15 protein-coding genes are annotated in these 16710 nt (G+C 67.6%); 12 read left to right on the forward strand and 3 right to left on the reverse strand.

Annotated elements, in window-relative coordinates:
- Nucleotides 1-4: 4 nt before the first annotated feature.
- From ACRDTB_RS08055 to ACRDTB_RS08100, 10 genes are all read left to right on the forward strand, one after another.
- On the forward strand, nt 5-2095 hold the full coding sequence (locus tag ACRDTB_RS08055) for a hydantoinase/oxoprolinase family protein (RefSeq protein ID WP_431429373.1): 2091 nt from the start codon (nt 5-7) through the stop codon (nt 2093-2095).
- A complete protein-coding gene (locus ACRDTB_RS08060; protein ID WP_431429374.1) occupies nt 2092-3870 on the forward strand; it encodes a hydantoinase B/oxoprolinase family protein in 1779 nt (592 codons plus the stop codon). The genes ACRDTB_RS08055 and ACRDTB_RS08060 overlap by 4 nt, the downstream gene beginning before the upstream one ends.
- The gene (locus ACRDTB_RS08065) at nt 3867-4913 is read left to right on the forward strand and encodes an alcohol dehydrogenase catalytic domain-containing protein (protein WP_431429375.1); all 1047 of its coding nucleotides are present in this window, start codon (nt 3867-3869) and stop codon (nt 4911-4913) included. The genes ACRDTB_RS08060 and ACRDTB_RS08065 overlap by 4 nt, the downstream gene beginning before the upstream one ends.
- Nucleotides 4913-6109: a CaiB/BaiF CoA transferase family protein gene (locus tag ACRDTB_RS08070; RefSeq protein ID WP_431429376.1), complete on the forward strand. Its 1197-nt coding sequence runs from the start codon at nt 4913-4915 to the stop codon at nt 6107-6109. Before ACRDTB_RS08065 ends, ACRDTB_RS08070 begins: the two co-directional genes overlap by 1 nt.
- A gap of 2 nt (nt 6110-6111) precedes the next feature.
- A complete protein-coding gene (locus tag ACRDTB_RS08075) occupies nt 6112-7335 on the forward strand; it encodes a CaiB/BaiF CoA transferase family protein (RefSeq protein WP_431429377.1) in 1224 nt (407 codons plus the stop codon).
- Nucleotides 7336-7384: 49 nt separating this feature from the next.
- Complete coding sequence (locus ACRDTB_RS08080; protein WP_431429378.1) at nt 7385-8584, forward strand: FAS1-like dehydratase domain-containing protein; 1200 nt, start codon at nt 7385-7387, stop codon at nt 8582-8584.
- A gap of 288 nt (nt 8585-8872) precedes the next feature.
- On the forward strand, nt 8873-9958 hold the full coding sequence (locus ACRDTB_RS08085) for an extracellular solute-binding protein (protein ID WP_431429379.1): 1086 nt from the start codon (nt 8873-8875) through the stop codon (nt 9956-9958).
- A gap of 41 nt (nt 9959-9999) precedes the next feature.
- On the forward strand, nt 10000-11805 hold the full coding sequence (locus ACRDTB_RS08090) for an ABC transporter permease subunit (protein WP_431429380.1): 1806 nt from the start codon (nt 10000-10002) through the stop codon (nt 11803-11805).
- Between the two features lie 68 nt (nt 11806-11873).
- A complete protein-coding gene (locus tag ACRDTB_RS08095; protein ID WP_431429381.1) occupies nt 11874-12998 on the forward strand; it encodes an alpha/beta hydrolase in 1125 nt (374 codons plus the stop codon).
- Nucleotide 12999: 1 nt separating this feature from the next.
- Nucleotides 13000-13239: a hypothetical protein gene (locus ACRDTB_RS08100; RefSeq protein WP_431429382.1), complete on the forward strand. Its 240-nt coding sequence runs from the start codon at nt 13000-13002 to the stop codon at nt 13237-13239.
- 279 nt (nt 13240-13518) lie between these two features.
- On the opposite strand, the gene ACRDTB_RS08105 is transcribed toward ACRDTB_RS08100, so the two are convergent.
- Nucleotides 13519-14280 carry a cation diffusion facilitator family transporter gene (locus ACRDTB_RS08105; RefSeq protein WP_431429383.1) on the reverse strand — a complete coding sequence of 254 codons (762 nt, stop codon included), beginning with the start codon at nt 14278-14280 and terminating at the stop codon, nt 13519-13521.
- Nucleotides 14280-14585: an ArsR/SmtB family transcription factor gene (locus ACRDTB_RS08110; protein ID WP_431429384.1), complete on the reverse strand. Its 306-nt coding sequence runs from the start codon at nt 14583-14585 to the stop codon at nt 14280-14282. The genes ACRDTB_RS08105 and ACRDTB_RS08110 overlap by 1 nt, the downstream gene beginning before the upstream one ends.
- A gap of 80 nt (nt 14586-14665) precedes the next feature.
- Between ACRDTB_RS08110 and ACRDTB_RS08115 the strand changes: the two genes are divergently transcribed.
- The gene (locus tag ACRDTB_RS08115) at nt 14666-14968 is read left to right on the forward strand and encodes a hypothetical protein (RefSeq protein WP_431429385.1); all 303 of its coding nucleotides are present in this window, start codon (nt 14666-14668) and stop codon (nt 14966-14968) included.
- 135 nt (nt 14969-15103) lie between these two features.
- Here the strand turns inward: ACRDTB_RS08115 and ACRDTB_RS08120 are convergent, their stop codons facing one another.
- The gene (locus ACRDTB_RS08120) at nt 15104-15520 is read right to left on the reverse strand and encodes a methionine adenosyltransferase (RefSeq protein ID WP_431429388.1); all 417 of its coding nucleotides are present in this window, start codon (nt 15518-15520) and stop codon (nt 15104-15106) included.
- 55 nt (nt 15521-15575) lie between these two features.
- Here ACRDTB_RS08120 and ACRDTB_RS08125 point away from each other — a divergent pair, with 55 nt between their 5' ends.
- Nucleotides 15576-16418, forward strand: coding sequence for an IS5 family transposase (locus tag ACRDTB_RS08125; RefSeq protein ID WP_431429386.1), 843 nt, complete (start codon nt 15576-15578; stop codon nt 16416-16418).
- The last annotated feature ends 292 nt before the right edge of the window (nt 16419-16710 follow it).

The raw sequence follows: 16710 nt of genomic DNA on the forward strand, positions 1-16710 counted from the left end.
ATCAGTGGCGAACCTGCGTTTGGGTTGCGACGTCGGTGGAACGTTCACCGACTTCATTCTGTTCGACCCAGACACCGGCAAAGCGGTGGCGCACAAGCGTCTCACCACCCCGGACAACCCGGCGAACGCCGTGTTGTCCGGCCTCGGGGACCTGGAGGCACGACAACCGGGCACGCTGGCCGCGGTACGGCACGTCATCCACGGCACCACTCTCGCGATCAACGCGGTGATCGAGCGGAGCGGGCCGACGACGGCACTCGTCACCACCCGCGGCTTTCGCGACGTGCTGGAGATGCGCCGGCACATGCGCGACGACGTCTATGACATCGTCGGCAGTCACACGCCGCCGCTGGTGCCCCGCGACCTGCGGCTCGAGATCCGGGAGCGGATGTCCAAGGACGGCGAGTCGCTCGTCCCGGTCGACCCGGCCGAAGTCCGGCAGATCGCGCAGCGGCTGCGCGATCTCGGCGTGCGGAGCGTGGCGGTCGTGCTGCTGCACGCCTACGCGTACCCGGCCCACGAGCGCCAGATCTACGACATCCTCAAGCAGGAGCTGCCGGACGTCCTGGTGTCGATCTCCAGCGAGGTACATCCGGAGATCAAGGAGTTCGAGCGGACCAGCACGACGGTGATCAACGCCTACACGCGTCCGCTCATCGCCGCCTACCTCGACGAGCTCGAGGACCGGCTGATCGAGACGGGTTGCACGGGTGCGCTGCTGCTCACCCACTCCAGCGGTGGTCTGATCGCGAAGTCGGCGGCAGCGGCGTTCCCCGTGCGGATCATGGAGTCCGGGCCGGTCGCGGGTGTCCTGGGCGCCAGCCACATCGCCCGCGAGATCGGCATCACCGACGTACTCGCCTTCGACATGGGCGGCACCACGGCCAAGGCCTGCGTCGTCATTGATGGCGAGCTGCCGATCACGGCCGAGTACGAGGTCGACCGGGCACTGCGCTTCCGCGAGGGCAGCGGGCTTCCGGTCGCCGTGCCCACCGTGGACCTGATCGAGGTCGGTGCCGGCGGTGGCAGCATCGCCGCGATCAACGACCGTGGCCTGATCGGTGTCGGCCCGGCCAGCGCGGGCGCCGACCCCGGGCCGGCGTGCTATGCGCGTGGGGGCGAACGCCCCACGGTCACCGACGCCGACGTCGCGCTGGGATACATCGATCCCGGGTACTTCCTCGGCGGCGAGATGCGGCTGGACAAGGCGGCCGCCGAGACCGCGATCGGGCAACACGTCGGCGAACCGCTCGGGCTGGACGTGGAGCGGGCGGCCTTCGGGATCCATGACGTCGTCAACGAGAACATGATGGCCGCCGCGCAGGGCTATCTCGCCGAGCGGGGCATGGATGCCTCGAAGCTCACGATGGTGGCGTTCGGTGGCGCCGGCCCGGTGCATGCCTACGGTGTCGCACGGAAGCTGGGTGTTCCCCGCGTCATCGTGCCGAACGCCGCGGGACTGGCGTCGGCCCTCGGCTTCCTCATCGCGCCGGTGTCGTACTCGCTCGTGCAGTCGGTGCGGGGTGACCTGGACCAGTTGAGCCCCAACGACGTCGTGGCGCGGTTCGAGGAGATGACCGCGGAGGCGACCGCCGTTCTGGTACAGGCGGAAGCGACCGCGGAATTTCAGTTCGAGTACGCCGCGGACGTGTGCTACGCCGGTCAGGACGCGAGCATCACCATCCCGATCGGCAGCGCGCCGGTCTTCGATCCGGACGAGCTCAGCAAGCGCTTCCTGGAGGCCTACGCCGCGCAGTACGGACATGCCTACGACGACGTCCCACGCGGTCTGCTGCGGTTGCGGCTGCTCGGTCGGGCCGTGACCACCGAGCTGGCGGCCACGATGCCGCGCCCACCCCAGGCGGGCGACGCCGCCTCGGCGCGCAAGGGCACCCGGCGCGCCATGGACCCCGTCACGCGCGAGTGGGCGGAGTTCGACGTGTACGACCGCTACGCCCTGCCGGCCGGAGCCCGGGTCGCCGGGCCGGCGATCGTCGAAGAGAACGAGTGCACCACGTTGATAGGTCCGTACGCGGAGCTGGAGGTCACGCAGCCCGGTCACCTGCTGATCACGTTGAAGGAAGTGCTGCCGTGAACGACGCCGAGTTCGATCCGATTCTGCTCGAAGTGCTGTGGTCGCGCATGATCTCCATCGCGGACGAGGTCGGCACCAGCATCGCGCGGACCGGTTTCTCGACCGTACTGCGGGAGAACCACGACTACTCCTGTGGCGTCTTCGACCACACGGGCACGATGATGGCGCAGTCCTCGCAGTCGGCGACCGGGCACATCGGCGCGATGCCCTACCTCGCGCGGGAGCTGCTCGCGCACCCCGTCACCAAGTCGATGAAGCCGGGCGACGTCTTCGTGACGAACGACCCGTGGATCGGCTGCGGGCACAACAACGACATGTACATCGGCGCCCCCGCCTTCCGGGGCGACCAACTCGTCGGGCTCGTGATCACCTCGGCGCACCAGATGGACATCGGCGGCAGGCTGGCCTCGCCGCACAGCCGGCAGGTGTACGAGGAAGGGATCCTGCTGCCGCCGGTCAAGCTGTACCGCGCCGGTGTGCCCAACGACGACGTCATCGACATCATGCGGCTCAACGTCCGGTTCTCGGACAAGGTGCTCGGCGACATCCGGGCACAGGTCGCCGCGACCGCCGTGGGGTGTGCGCGGTTGGTCCGCGTGATGGGCGAGTACGGCATGGACTCGTTCGTGCCGCTGGCGAACGCCATCGTCGAGCGGACCGAGCGGCAGATGCGAGCGGCCATCGGCCAGCTTCGTCCCGGTATCTATCACGGATCGGCCGAGTTGGAGGAGAAGGGGGACGACGGAAGCCCCCTCGTCGCGAAGGTCGCCGTCGAGGTCAAGTCGGACCGGGTGCTCGTCGACTTCACCGGCACGTCGCCACAGGTCGAGAAGCCGATCAACTGCGTGCTCAACTACACCCGGGCGTACACGGTGCTCGGGTTCAAGCTGGCCCTCGCCCCGTTCCTGCCGAACAACGACGGGTCGTACCGTCCTATTGAGATCGTGGCGCCGAAGGGATCCCTTCTCAACGCGGAGTTTCCCGCGGCCTGCCACTGGCGGCACTTCGTCGGGCTTCGCCTGCCGGACCTGCTCTTCCGCACGCTGGGCGACGCCATCCCGGAGGCCGTCCTCGCCGGCTCCGGGGCGTGTCCGGTGTGGCTGTTCACGATGGCGGGATACCGCCGGGACATGAGCCCCTTCCTGCTCAACGCGCACGCCATGGGCGGGCTGGGTGCCCGGCCGGACAAGGACGGCATCTCCACCGTCACCTTCCCGCCGAACGTGCGCGACATCCCGGCCGAGGTGATCGAGACCGAGACACCGCTCCTCGTCGAGTGCAGGGAGTACCGGCCGAACTCCGGTGGCGCCGGCAAGACCCGTGGCGGACTCGGCGAACGACTGACCATCCGGGCACGGGCTGAAGGCGACCTGCATCCGCAGAAGGACGTCGTCATCTCGGTGTTCCCCGGGCGGCTGCGCAAACCCGCGCAGGGCTTGTTCGGCGGGCATGACGGCGGGCTGGGGACCGTCATGGTCAACGGCGTCGCGTCGACGCACGACCGGCTCGGCAACGAGAGCGTGCTGGCGCCCGGTGACGAGCTGACCTACCGCACGCCTGGCGGGGGCGGTTACGGGCATCCGTTCCACCGGGACGTCGACGACGTCGTCACGGACGTGCGACGCGGTTATGTCGGTGTGGACGAGGCCCGGGAGGTGTACGGGGTCGCGCTCGACCCCGAAACGTACGTCGTCGATGTCGAGGCCACCGCTCTGCTTCGTGCGGACCGCGCCGACGACGTCGACGCTGCCCAGCCGGCGGTCGGCACACCATGAAAGTCGTCCAGTTCGACTCGTTCGGCGGGCCGGAGGTGCTCCGGCTCGCCGACCAGGCCACGCCGCGGCCGAAGGCGGACGAGGTGCTGGTCCAGGTGGCGGCGTGTGCGGTCAACCACCTCGACCTCGACATCAGAGCCGGACGGTCGCGTTACCCGATCGCGTTCCCGCATGTCCTCGGGCGTGAGTCCGTCGGGGTGGTCGCCGAGGTCGGGCCGGAATGCCGACGCTGGCGCGAGGGCGACCGGGTGATGGTGCGTGCGCACTACTCCTGCGGCACCTGTGGCCCGTGCATGGCGGGCGAGGACAACCACTGCCTCAACGGCCGCCTGCCGGGCGTGCACGTACCCGGCGGATACAGCGAGTACCTCGTCGCTCCAGGGCGGTGCCTGACCCCCATTCCGGCGGGCCTTTCCTGGGAGGACGCCGCGGCGGCTCAGGTCGCGTTCGGCACGGCGTGGCACGTGCTCGTGGGCATGACCCGGGTGTGTCCCGGCGATCGGGTGCTCGTGACCGGTGCGACGGGCGGCGTCGGCGTCGCGGTCGTGCAGCTCGCCAACCTCTGCGGTGCGCGGGTGATGGCGGCGGCGGGAAGTTCCGGCCGGCTAGACCGGCTCGCCGAGCTCTGCCATGTCGAACGGGTCGACTACACCACGGAGAACCTGGCGGACCGTGCGCGCGACTGGACGGACGGGAAGGGCGTCGACCTCGTCGTCGACACGGCGGGTGGCCCCTACTTCGCGGCGGCCATGTCGGCGCTGGGGGTCAACGGCCGGCTGATCGTCGTCGGCGGGCACGCCGGCGAGAAGGTCGAGCTCGACCTGGTCGACCTCTTCCGGTCGCAGATCTCGGTCGTGGGCTCGCGCCGGGTTACCAGCGCCGAGCTGGAGCAGGTCCTCGGGCTGATCTCGGACGGGTCGCTGCGCCCCGTCGTCGGCCGCGTCGAGGAGCTCGACGGCGCGAGGCTCCTGCACGAGTCGATCGAGAACCGTACGAACTTCGGCCGCCTGGTACTCAGGCCTTCAGATGTCAGGACGAACTGATGTGGGGCATGGAAGGCGCGCGAGTCGTCGAGGTCGGCCACGGGGTGGCCGTGCCGTTCTGCGGTCGGCTGCTGGCCGACCTGGGCGCTGACGTGGTGAAGGTGGAGCCGCCGCAAGGGGGTGACGTCACCCGCCGGTGGGGACCGACCTCGCCGCGCGCGGAGATGTCGCCGATGTTCGCCTACCTCAACGCGTCGAAGTCCAGCGTCACCGTCGACCTCACGGTGCCGAAGGGACGCGACCTGCTCGCCGGGCTGCTGTCGACGGCCGACGTGGTCTGCATGGACCTGCCGCCGGCCACGGCGGTGGAGTGGGGTCTCGACTTCGACACGCTGCACGAGACGAACGAGCGGCTGGTCGTGGTCACCGTCACGCCGTTCGGGTTCTCCGGACCGTACCGGGACTTCGCCGCGTACGACCTCACGGTGTTTCACGGCGGGGGCGAGGGTTACGTCCTGGGCGCCGGCCTCAACCACGACCTCCTCCCCGACCGCCCACCCGTCACCGCCGGCACGTTCCTCGCGGGCTACCAGACCGGCCTGACCGCCGCCACGGGCGCCGTGGCAGCGCTCGTCGCACTGGGCGATGGCGCCGAAGGGCAGCACGTCGACGCCTCCGCACAGGAAGCACAGGTGTCGCTCAACCACCTGACCGCGATGCGCTACGTCGACGGCGTGCTCGAGACGCGCGACAACCGGCGGTTCACCTTCGGCGGCGTGGTGGCGTGCCAGGACGGTCACGTCGAGGTGCTGCCGCTCGAGCAGCACCAGTGGGAGTTGCTCGTTCGGCTGATGGACTCACCCGCCTGGGCGGCCGAGGACCGGTTCGCCACCGGGGCCGACCGTTCGGTCAACGGACCGGAGATCAACAGCCGGATCGCCGAGTGGGCGGCGGACAAGACCCGTGCCGAGATCTGTGAGCGTGGCCAGGAACTCGGGCTTCCGGTGGCCGCGTACCTCGGGACCGGGGAGGTGCTGACCGAGGCACGTTCTCGCTGGCGTGACTTCTTCGTCGACGTGGACTACCCCGGCAAGGGGCCGCTCCCCCAGCCACGGCTGCCTTTCCAGACGGGTGCCGACCCGGTGCCGCGCCGGCCGGCTCCGCTGCTGGGAGAGCACACCGAGCAGGTGCTCGGCGAGCAGCTCGGACTGAGCGACAACGATCTCTCGCTTCTTCGCGCGAACGCGATCATCTGACGGTGGAGGTGCGGGCAATGGACTTCAACGGCAAGCTGCCTCTCGCAGGGGTCCGGGTGGCCGACTTCTCCTGGTACGCGTCCGGCCCGTACTGCACGCTCATGCTCGGGATGCTGGGTGCCGAGGTAATCCGGATCGAGAGCAGGAACAAGCCGGACTCCCACCGCAAGACGCACCCGATGTACGGGCGCGACTATGTGGCGCCCTACGACCAGCTCCTGTCCAGCCGGCTCTCGGCGTCGCTCAACCTCAAGCATCCACAGGCCAAGGACGTGGTCGGCCGGCTCGTCGCCAAGAGCGACGTCGTGGTGGAGAACTACCGTCCCGGCGTCATGTCGCGGCTTGGGCTGTCCTATGAGGACTTGCGCAAGGTGCGGGACGACCTCGTCATGTTGTCGCTGTCCACCGCCGGCCAGACGGGCCCGGACTCACGCATGGCGGGCTACGCACCCGCGTTCGCCGCACTGGCGGGTCTGGGCGGCGCGATCGGCTATCCGGACGGACCGCCCCTCGAGCTGCGCAACTCCATGGATCACGCGTGCGGGCTGGCTGGTGCTCTGGCCGTGCTGTCCGCGCTGCGCAAGCGCGGCCGCAGCGGGCAGGGCGGCTACATCGACCTGGCGAACCGCGAGGTCGCGGCGGTCCTCATGGGACACGTGTTCACCGAGTACGGGATGACCGGCGCCGAGCCCCAGCGGTACGGCAACCGGTCACCGTACTCGGCTCCCCACAACGTTTACCGGTGTCGTGGCCGGGACCGATGGGTGAGCATCGTGGCGGCCACGGACGCGCAATGGCGCGCGCTGTGTGCGGCGATGGACCAACCGGCATGGTGTGCCGACGAGCGGTTCAGCGATGTGCACGGGAGGAAGACACACGAGGACGAACTGGACGATCGCATCGCGGAGTGGACCGGGCAGCTCGACGCCTACGAGGTGACCCTTCGCTGCCAGGCTCGTGGTGTGGCCGCGTTTCCCGTGATGTCGGGCCGCGATCTCGTCGAGGACACGCACCTGCGGGCCCGGGGAATGGTGCTCACCATGACGCGGCCTGGACAGGACGACAGGATCGCGCTGAACGCGCCGTGGCAGTTCAGTGGCTCGCCGGTCGGCAACCGTCGCTGGTCGCCGTCGGTCGGTCAGGACAACGACTACGTGTACGGCGATCTGTTGGGCATGGCGCCCGACGAGCGCCGCAAGCTCGAGGAAGACCAGCTGTTTCATTGACCTGACGTCCTGTCTCGTTTCCTTGAGAGGACCACCGGAGGAACCATCGATGACCCAAAGCCCGCCCGAGAAGCAGGAACTCCCTGAGGGCCGCATCACCGAGGAAGCCATGGACAAGCTTCGCGCGCTGGTCGGGGTCCACTTGCGAACGGAACGCTTCCTGCGAGCGGTCACCACCGAGTCGATGGGTCTGTTCGCCAAGGGCATCGGTGACCTCAACCCGTTGTTCTGCGACGAGGAGTACGCCAAGTGGACCCGGTGGGGCGGAATCATCGGCCATCCGTGCCTGCCGTATGCACGGCACTATCCAGGCCGGACACGCTTCGGCCTGCCCGGGGTGCACGGCTTCTTCGGGGGCAACGACTGGACCTTTCACCGCACGGTCAAACCGGGCGACACGCTGTCCTGTACCGAGCAAGTGACGAGTGTCGAGGAAAAGGAGAGCCGCCTGTCCGGCCGCCTCGTGCTGACGCGGACGGTCACCTGCTACTACAACCAGCGCGACGAGCTCGTGGCGGAGGCCGAGGGCTGGAGCACCCGGCACGAACGCCGGGCATCCCGCGAAGGCGCCAGGAAGCCCAAGGGTGACGACTCCGGCCGGGGCCGGCACGACTACACCACGGAGGACCTTGACCTCATCGAGGCCACCGCACGGAAGGAATGGCAGGACCTCACCGCCGGGCGAACGCTCTACTACGAAGACCTCACCCCGGGCACCGAGATCCCCGCGATCGTACGCGGACCGTTGACCGCCATGGACATCACCGCGTATCTGATTGGCGTAGGCCGATCACGCGGAGCCCACGGGGTGATGCTCCGGGAGTCGGACAAGCATCCGGCACACTTCTTCCGGAACCGGGCCGCGGGCGGCGGGCTCGAGTACACCGGGGCAGGACACGTTCAGGCGTCAGTGGCAAAACAGGTCGGCGCGCCTGGCAGCTATGACTATGGGCCGCAACGCATCTCCTGGCTCGCAAGCCTGCTCACGAACTGGATCGGCGACCTTGGCCGGCTCGTTCGCCTTCGCGCGGAGCTGCGGGGCTTCAACGTCATCGGCGACACCACCTGGCTCAAGGGCCGGGTCGTCGGGACCCGCGTGGAGAACGACCAGCACCTCGTCGACTGCGAAGTGTGGGGGGAGAACCAGCTCGGCGCCACGACCATGCCGGGCCTGGCAACGGTGGCCCTGCCGTCGCGGTCGCCCGTAAAGCCGAAGGCGGCGTCATTGGAGAACGGTCACGGAGGCTGATCCCTCGGGACCTCGAGAATGCGAGGAGAAATAACCGAATTGCGCAGAATATATCCCACAACTAGAACTGGCGGACGACCATTTTTAAGCGTACGATTGCTGAACCTACTTGTCCATCAATGAGATACTCGTCCTAAACGCTACCGGCCTTGGACGCAAATGTATCGGTCTCAATCATAACTTGTAACGACCTTGCTACCAAGGCCGCCAGGCGCCATCTGCCTGCGCGTGCTACAAACAATTCATCTCGTGAGCCGTTCGAAAAAGCCACCTCAAAGGAGTCGACGAATGAACGGGTTCAGCAAGCAACGGCGCTTGTCGCGCCGAGAGGTCCTCAGAGCCGCTGGGCTCGCCAGCGGCGGACTTCTTTTCGGTGGAGCGCTCGCTGCATGCGGCGACGGTTCGTCGAGCGGGGGGTCGGCCAGCGCCGAGCCGGGCAAAGTGGTGCTGGGTGTCTATGGTGGACCGCAGCAACCGGTGTACGAGAACTACGTCGCGAAGGCGATGCGCGAGTCCGGTGCCGAGGTCACCCTCGTGCTCGCGACGGGCGGTGCGCGAATCAACACCATATACGCCGAAAAGGGCCAGCCCAGCATGGATGTCGCGATGCTCGCCGTGCCGGACGCGTTGACCGCGGTGGCCGACGGCGTCGTCGAGAAGCTCGACCCGAAGGTCCCTCATGCGGACGAGATCGAGGACTTCGCCAAAGAAGGCGGGTACATGGTCTCGGGCTTCACCCTGGGACTGGGGTACAACCCAGACAAGATCGACAAGCCGACCTCGTTCGAGGACCTGTGGAATCCAGACTATAAGGGGCACATCGCGGTGCCCGATCCGGGGAAGAACGCCAACGGCACCACGTTCATCGCGATGCTCACCAAGATGTACGCCGATGGGAACTACGCGAGCAATGACAAGGTGTGGGACAAGCTGAAGGAACTGCGTCCGAATGTCGTGCTGCAGTACTCCTCCGAAAACGACGTGAACGAGTTGTGGGAGCAGCAGGACATCTGGCTCGCCGTGCGGTCGTCGGCGTTCACGTGGCAGTTCCAGAAGGCGGCCCCGAACGTCAAAGTTGATTTCATCACGCCGAAGGAGGGCGCCGCCCTCATGGGAAACGTCGCGACAATCCCGGTCGGCGCGCCGAATGCCGATCTCGCTCGAGACGCGATTGGGCACATGCTCGACGAGCCCTTCCAGAAAGAGTTCGCCGAGGACCAGTTCTTCCTCCCCACGCGCAAGGACATCACGCTGTCACCGGACACCCAGGCCAAGATGCCGAAGGTGGACGAGGTGCAGTCGCTGCCGTGGGGCGAGATCGGCAAGACTCGCGCTCAGTGGGTGGACCGCTGGACTCGCGAGATGAGCGGTTGATCCAGGAATGCCATAGGAAACCGCTGACTGGGTGTTGACGCATGACTTCCACGAGCACGAGCATCGAGAGCCCTCCGGACGGCACTTCCGCGCAGGGACGACAAAAGGTGGATCGCCGCGGCGGCAGGCGAATTCTCGGCCTGATCGCTCCGCTGACACCGCATGCGGCGTTCTACTTGATCATGTTCCTCGTGCCGCTGGCCGGGCTCATCGCGGTGAGCTTCGGCCGGACCGAGGGCGCGGATCTCATCGTCGACGGTTCGCTGCGCCAGTACGTGGCCATCTTCTCCGACCCCTTCTACCTGAAGATCGTCACCCAGACGTTCCTGTTGGCCCTGATGGTCTGTGCCGTATGCGCGGTGCTCGCGTTCCCCGTGGCGCTACGGCTGACCCAGGTTCGCCCGTGGGTTCAGGGCCTCATGCTCGTCGTGCTGGTCGCTCCCCTGTTCACGGACGTGAACCTGCGAACCCTCGGGGCGCAGAAACTGCTGGCGAACCACGGGTTGGTCAACTACATCCTGACGTCGATCGGACTGACCGATGATCCGATCACCTTCCTTGGGACGCGCACCGGTGTCGTGATCGCCATGAGCACCGAGTACCTCCCGTTCATGGTCCTGTCGATCTACGCCGTGCTGCAAACCCTGGACGGTCGACTCGTGGAGGCCGCGCACTCGCTCGGCGCGAACCGCGCGAAGTCGTTCCTGACGGTGATCCTGCCGGCCTCCGTCCCCGGCTTGGTGGCCGGCTGCACCTTCGTCTTCCTGCTGTCGATCACCTCGTTCGTGACGCCCAGCATCATCGGCTCGCCGCGGGTCGTGGTCATCAGCACGCTCATCTATCAAAAGGTGAACGTAACGCTGGACTGGTCCTTCGCCGCCGCCGCAGGTGTCACGCTGCTGGTGATAGTCATGGTGCTGACGTTGTTGTTCGGCCGCGCCGGCAACGCGCAGGCGGCGAGATCGATGAAGGGGGCCGCGGTCACGCCCTCCCGTCGACGTGGACCCAACCCGTTGACCAGAGCGACCCGTCGGCTGATGTTCTCCATTCCCGACCTGCGAATGCCGCGGTTCGTTGGCACCGTCGTCGTGGTGCTCGTGTTCGTGTTCATCCTGGCGCCCATCGCGGTCGTCGTCCTCGCGGCGTTCACGCCGAACCAAGACGTTGGCTTCCCACCGTCGTCGCTGACCACGACGCAGTTCGCCGACGCGTTCGAATTCGATCAGTACTGGAGCGCCTTCACGACCAGCGTTGTCGTGGCGGTGTTCGCCACGATCCTGTCGGTCATCCTCGGGCTCATCGCGGCACTGGCGTTGTTCCGGAGAAAGGGCCGAGGGCGGGAAACCGCGACAGCGTTCTTGATGGCTCCGCTGCTGGTGCCGCAGATCGTCGTCAGCCTCGCCCTCCTGCGCTACACGCGAGAGCTGGACCTGCCGACGGGCACCACGCTCCTGATCGCCAGCCACATGCTCATCACCGTGCCGTACTGCACGAGGACGATCGTGTCGGGCCTGTACGCATTGGACTGGTCGCTGATCGAAGCCTCCAGCTCGCTCGGCGCCCGCCCACTGCGGACGCTGAGGCGTGTCGTGCTACCGATGCTGCGGCCCACGCTGATGGTCGCCGGCCTCTACGCGGCAATCATGTCGTTCATCAACGTGGCGATCTCGCTGTTCATCTCCACCCCGCAGGCCAACCCGCTACCGGTCTTCATGTACTCCCAGCTGGCCAGCGGCTATGCGCCGAACACCATGGCAGCGTTCGGCCTGCTCGTCGTCGGTGCCGCAGCAGTCGTCACCTTGCTGTTCCACAAGCTCGTCGGATTGGACAAGTTCAGCGTGCGCTGAGGTGCCAGCAGTCTGCGTCACCACGCAACACAGCTTGCCTTGACCACACGGAACAGAGGGCCGGCGCGATGGCGCGGCCGTTCTCCCTCATCCGCGGCTACGCCACCTCGAGCCGCTCGTGGGACCCGCTGGTTCCGCTGCTGACCAGCGTCCATCACGTCATCCGGATCGACCTGCTCGGATACGGCCGATCGGCCAAGCCCGACGATGGTGACTACCAGATTCCCGGACAGGGACATCTGGTGGCCGCGGCGCTGGATCGGGTCGGGGTCGAGCACTGCACGGTGGTCGGTCATTCCACCGGTGGCGTCGTCGCCACCGCGCTGGCCGCGCAACGCCCGGACCTGATCACCGCACTCGCATTGATCAACACCGGCCCGAGCCTGGACGCCGCTATCGCGAAACCGTTCGCCGTCGGATCCTCGCAATGGTCGCAGCTGACCGACGAGCAGATCCGTGAAGGCATGGCGTCTGCATTCGGCCGCGACGATTTCGACATTCCCCAACAGTTCGTGGATGACGTGCGCGGCATGACCTACCACTCCTTCACCGCAGCCGGCCGGGCGTCCCGCGAGTACCTGGACGAGAAGGCTCTTCCGGACCGGCTGAGGTCCCTTGGCGTGCCGCTGCTGGTGATCTTCGGCGAGTACTGCATGGATCCGGCGGCCGCATCGCCCAGGCCGTCCACGGCGTCATCGCCGCCACGGCCCGGGACTGACAAACCACCTGGCCGGGTGTCGAGATCCAGGTGGTCTGTTCGTCCTCCGGTGCACCGACACCTTCATACCCTGAGGGAAGCCAATATGAGACTGTCCATTCTCGACACCGGGCACCGTGCCGCGAGCGCGGTTGTTCCTCCATACCGCCACACGGGACGCACCGGACATCGTGCGGACCCTGTTGTACCGGCCCGGTTTCCTCGCCCGCCCATTGCTGGCGATCACGGTGCCCGTGATGCGCGGCGAGTCGTACTGGACCGCGGGCGACGGGAGTACCTCGCGATGTGCACCGCACCGCTGTTCCAGTGTCCCTTCCGCATGGACTCGCACACCGAGATGACCCGCATCTCCGGCCACGGCGAGATCGACCCCGGCCGACCCGGACTCGCCGCGCCCGGAACTGCGCGCGGTCCGCGAGTTCCTCGCCGAGGTGAGCACGGCACCAGACGTCGTCGATGCGAGTGTGGTCGCTGACGTGCCGGACCACACGGTGCAGGAAGCGCTGGCGGTGAACCTGGTGTGGGACGTCGTGAATCGCGTCGCCAACGCCTTCGGGTTCCAGTTACGCGAGGGCCAGCTGCACAGCGGCACCGGTGCCCTGCACCGGTTTGGCTACCGGTTCCCGGGCTTCCTGCTCGCCAGCGGCGACCGCACCGACTCGGCGACCCCGTCGAAACTTCCGCCATGCCGTGCTCGCCGCGCCCGCGGTCACTGATCCCGCATGGCGCACCGCGATGCCGCGGGTGACCAGATCAGTGCGTTCGTCGGGGTCGATGCGACGCGCCAGGAGGCGCCCATGGCCCGTTGGGCGGCCAGGACGCCGACGTACCCGGCCAGGGCCACCACCAGCGCGGGGACTGCGATGACCGGGTGATCGAACGGCGCGATGGGTCGGGTGGGTGGTGGCGAAGATCGGTGCGGCGGCGCAGCCAGGTGCGTAGCCCGCCGGCGGTCGCGATCCCGAGGAGGTAGAGCGCGAACGCCACCCAGGCCATCACGACCCGCCTCGCTGGGTGTGCGGGTGGTCGTCCTCGCTGGCTGGTGCCTGGCGGCAGTCGCAGTCGGGTCCACACCCGCACCCGTCCTGGTCATGGTGCTCGTCGGGCGTGAGGTGAGGGACGGTGCAGCAGGCGTCGCCGCGCCAGGCGTCGCGGCCTTCCCTGACCGCGATCGCGGCGATCACCAGCGCGGCGATCGGGTCTGCCCAAGACCAGCCGAACAGGCTGGTGAGTCCGACACCGACCAGCAGCACGGCGGACAGGTAGGTGCACAGCAGGGTCTGCTTGGAATCGGCCACCGCGGACGCGGACCCGAGTTCGCGTCCGGCGCGCCGCTGTGCATAGGACAGCGCGGGCATGACCGCCAGGCTGACCGCGGCCAACACCAGTCCGACCGGGGAGTGGTCGGCCTCGGCGGCGCCGAGCAGGGTGCGGATCGATTCGACGGTGATGTAGACGGCCAGGAGGAAGAACGATCCGGCGATGAACCGCAGGGTGGTCTTCTCGCGTGCCTCGCGGGTGGTGTGGTCGCGGGCGGAGAACTGCCAGGCCACCGCGGCGGCCGACGACACCTCGATGACCGAGTCGAGCCCGAACCCGATCAGCGCGGTGGAGGAGGCGATGGTGCCGGCGGTGATCGCCACGATGGCTTCGATGATGTTGTAGGTGATGGTCGCGGCGACCAGCCAGCGCACCCGCCGGGCCGGCACCGACCGTCGCGCCGGCGAGGTGGTGATCTGGATGGGGGTGGTGGCCATCAGCAGCACTCCTCGGTCTCGGCCGTTGGGCAGGCTTGCGGGTCAACGGTGAGCACCACACCGAGCAGGTCGTCCAGGGCGTGGACCAGCTTGGGTTCGGCCAGTTCGTAGCGGGTCCGACGGCCCTCGGGCACGGCCACGACCAGTCCGCAGCCGCGCAGGCAGGCCAGGTGATTGGACAGGTTGGTGCGCGACACTCCAAAGGTGTCGGCCAGGTCGGCCGGGTACGCCGGACCGTCGCGCAACGCGAGCAGGATCCGGCCGCGGGTCGGATCGGACAGAGCGTGGCCGAACCGGGCCAGCACCTCCGCATGGGTCGCAGCTCGACGCGCTGTCCGCCGTCGGGATCCACGCCGGGCGGCTGCGCATCGCCGGGAACCCGACCGTGTGGCAGCGCGAGACGGTCAGCGGCGTCACGCTGCACATGAGCTGCAACGGCGTCGGTTTCGCCGACGCCGTCCTGCTCTGGCACACCACCGACCCGCGCTACATGGCCACCGACCTCGGCTCCGGACTCGAGCGGCTGCGCTGGCTGCTCTCACCCGTGTCCTGGGCCGAGACGACGTTCGGCATCGACGCCGAACACGTCGATGTCGACGTGCTGGACGCGGTCCGAACGGCAACGCTGCTGATCATGGCCGGAGTCCGACCGAGTGGCCACGGCCTGGTGGCGCCCTACGCCGCGTGACGCGGCATATCCCGACCGCATTGGCGGCCAGTGGCGTGGGTCGGCTGGTCCGGGCACAGCGCTCCTACTGGGCCGAGGTCGGCATGACCGGACCACCGTGGCCGCACATCGCGGAGATCGTGGAAGCCGAAGTCCTCACGCGAGCAGCAGCTCACCGGACATGATCTCCCGGGTCAGCTCGGGGAACCGGGTCAGCACATCGCGCGTGATGGCCCGGACCTCGTCGTGATCCACATCCGGCCGGGATAGGCGGACCACGGTCTGCCACGGCCGGGCCAGCAGCTGGCCGGTGGCGCTCACCAGGTGCACCTCGGCATAACCGCCGAACCGCTCATGCAGCCGTTGCGCGATGCGTCGGGCAGCCACGTTGTAGAGCTTGCCGACGTGATACACCGGGTTCTTGCCGTTGGCGCCTTCGAGGTTCATCGGGCGCAACGGAGTGATCAGCCCGTTGACCCGGTTGCCCCGGCCGACCACACCTTCATCGCCGGACTCGATCGAGCTGCCGGTATAAGAGGCCGCGCAGATTGGTTGGCCTGGAGTGATGAGCAGGCACGGGTTCGGTGATCATGAAGTTGCTGACGCTTCGTGATCACCTGGAGTACCCGTGCCTGCCCTGCCATCATGGCTTATCAACCCGTTGTGGGACCAATTCGCCGCGTTGTTGCCCGCCCGACCTGTGTTCGATCCGTCTCATCCACTGGGGTGTCACCGTCGTCGGATCCCGGATCGGGTCGTGTTCGACAAGCTGGTGCAGGTGCTGCGGTTCGGCTGCTCCTACGAGGGCATCGCGGACGCCTTCTGCTCGGCGTCCACGATCCGCAACCGCCGTGACGAGTGGATCACACTCGGGGTGTTCGCCAGGTTGAAGACGATCACGCTGGCGGCCTACGACCGCATCGTGGGCCTGTTGCTGGAGAACATCGCGGTGGATGGGTGTATCACCAAGGCTCCCGGTGGCGGGGAGGTGGCTGGCCCGTCTCCGGTCGACCGCCGCAAGCAAGGCATGAAACGCTCACTGATGGTCGAAGGTGAGGGCATCCCGCTGGGCCGAATCCTCACGGGGGCGAACCGTCACGACTCGCCACTGCTGGCGCCCACCTTGGACAAGCTCGGCGACATCGGGCCGCTGCCGGAAGACATGACCGTGCACCAGGACTCCGGCTACGACTCGGGCAAGACCCGCGACGAACTCGCTGGCCGCGGCCTGCACGGACAGATCACGCACAAGGGTGAGAAGGCGCCCATCCAGGCCAGCAGCCGCTGGCACATAGAGCGCACGAACTCCTGGCACACCGCGTTCAACCGCCTCCAACGCTGCTACGAACGCCACGAGATCGTCATCGACGCCTACTTCGACCTCGCCGACGCGATCATCACCATCCCTAGCCTGATCCGCAAAGCCTGGACCCTCTACCGCTGGGACACCCGACCAGCACGCCGCCCATAAAGATCACCTAATTGCGCGACCTCTAAGCTTGAGTTTTAACCTGTTCGGCGTGGTCGTGGCCTGGTTGACTTCGTCTTGGTTGGTGTGCTGGTCCTGACGATGTGCACGTCGTGGCGTTGGGCGGGTTGGTGGTTGCGGCTTCCGGATGGTCGTCCTGGGCCGGGCCGGGAGGGTTTCGGTGCACCGGCCGGACAGCCTGCCTGTGCGCGGATGTGCCGAAACCCGCGACGGACCCGGGCTGGGGACAACCGATCGGGCGCGGTGGGTTTCTCCTATGGACGGCGTAGATCGA

The organism is Actinophytocola sp. (assembly GCF_050699935.1).
Classification (GTDB): Bacteria; Actinomycetota; Actinomycetes; order Mycobacteriales; family Pseudonocardiaceae; genus Actinophytocola.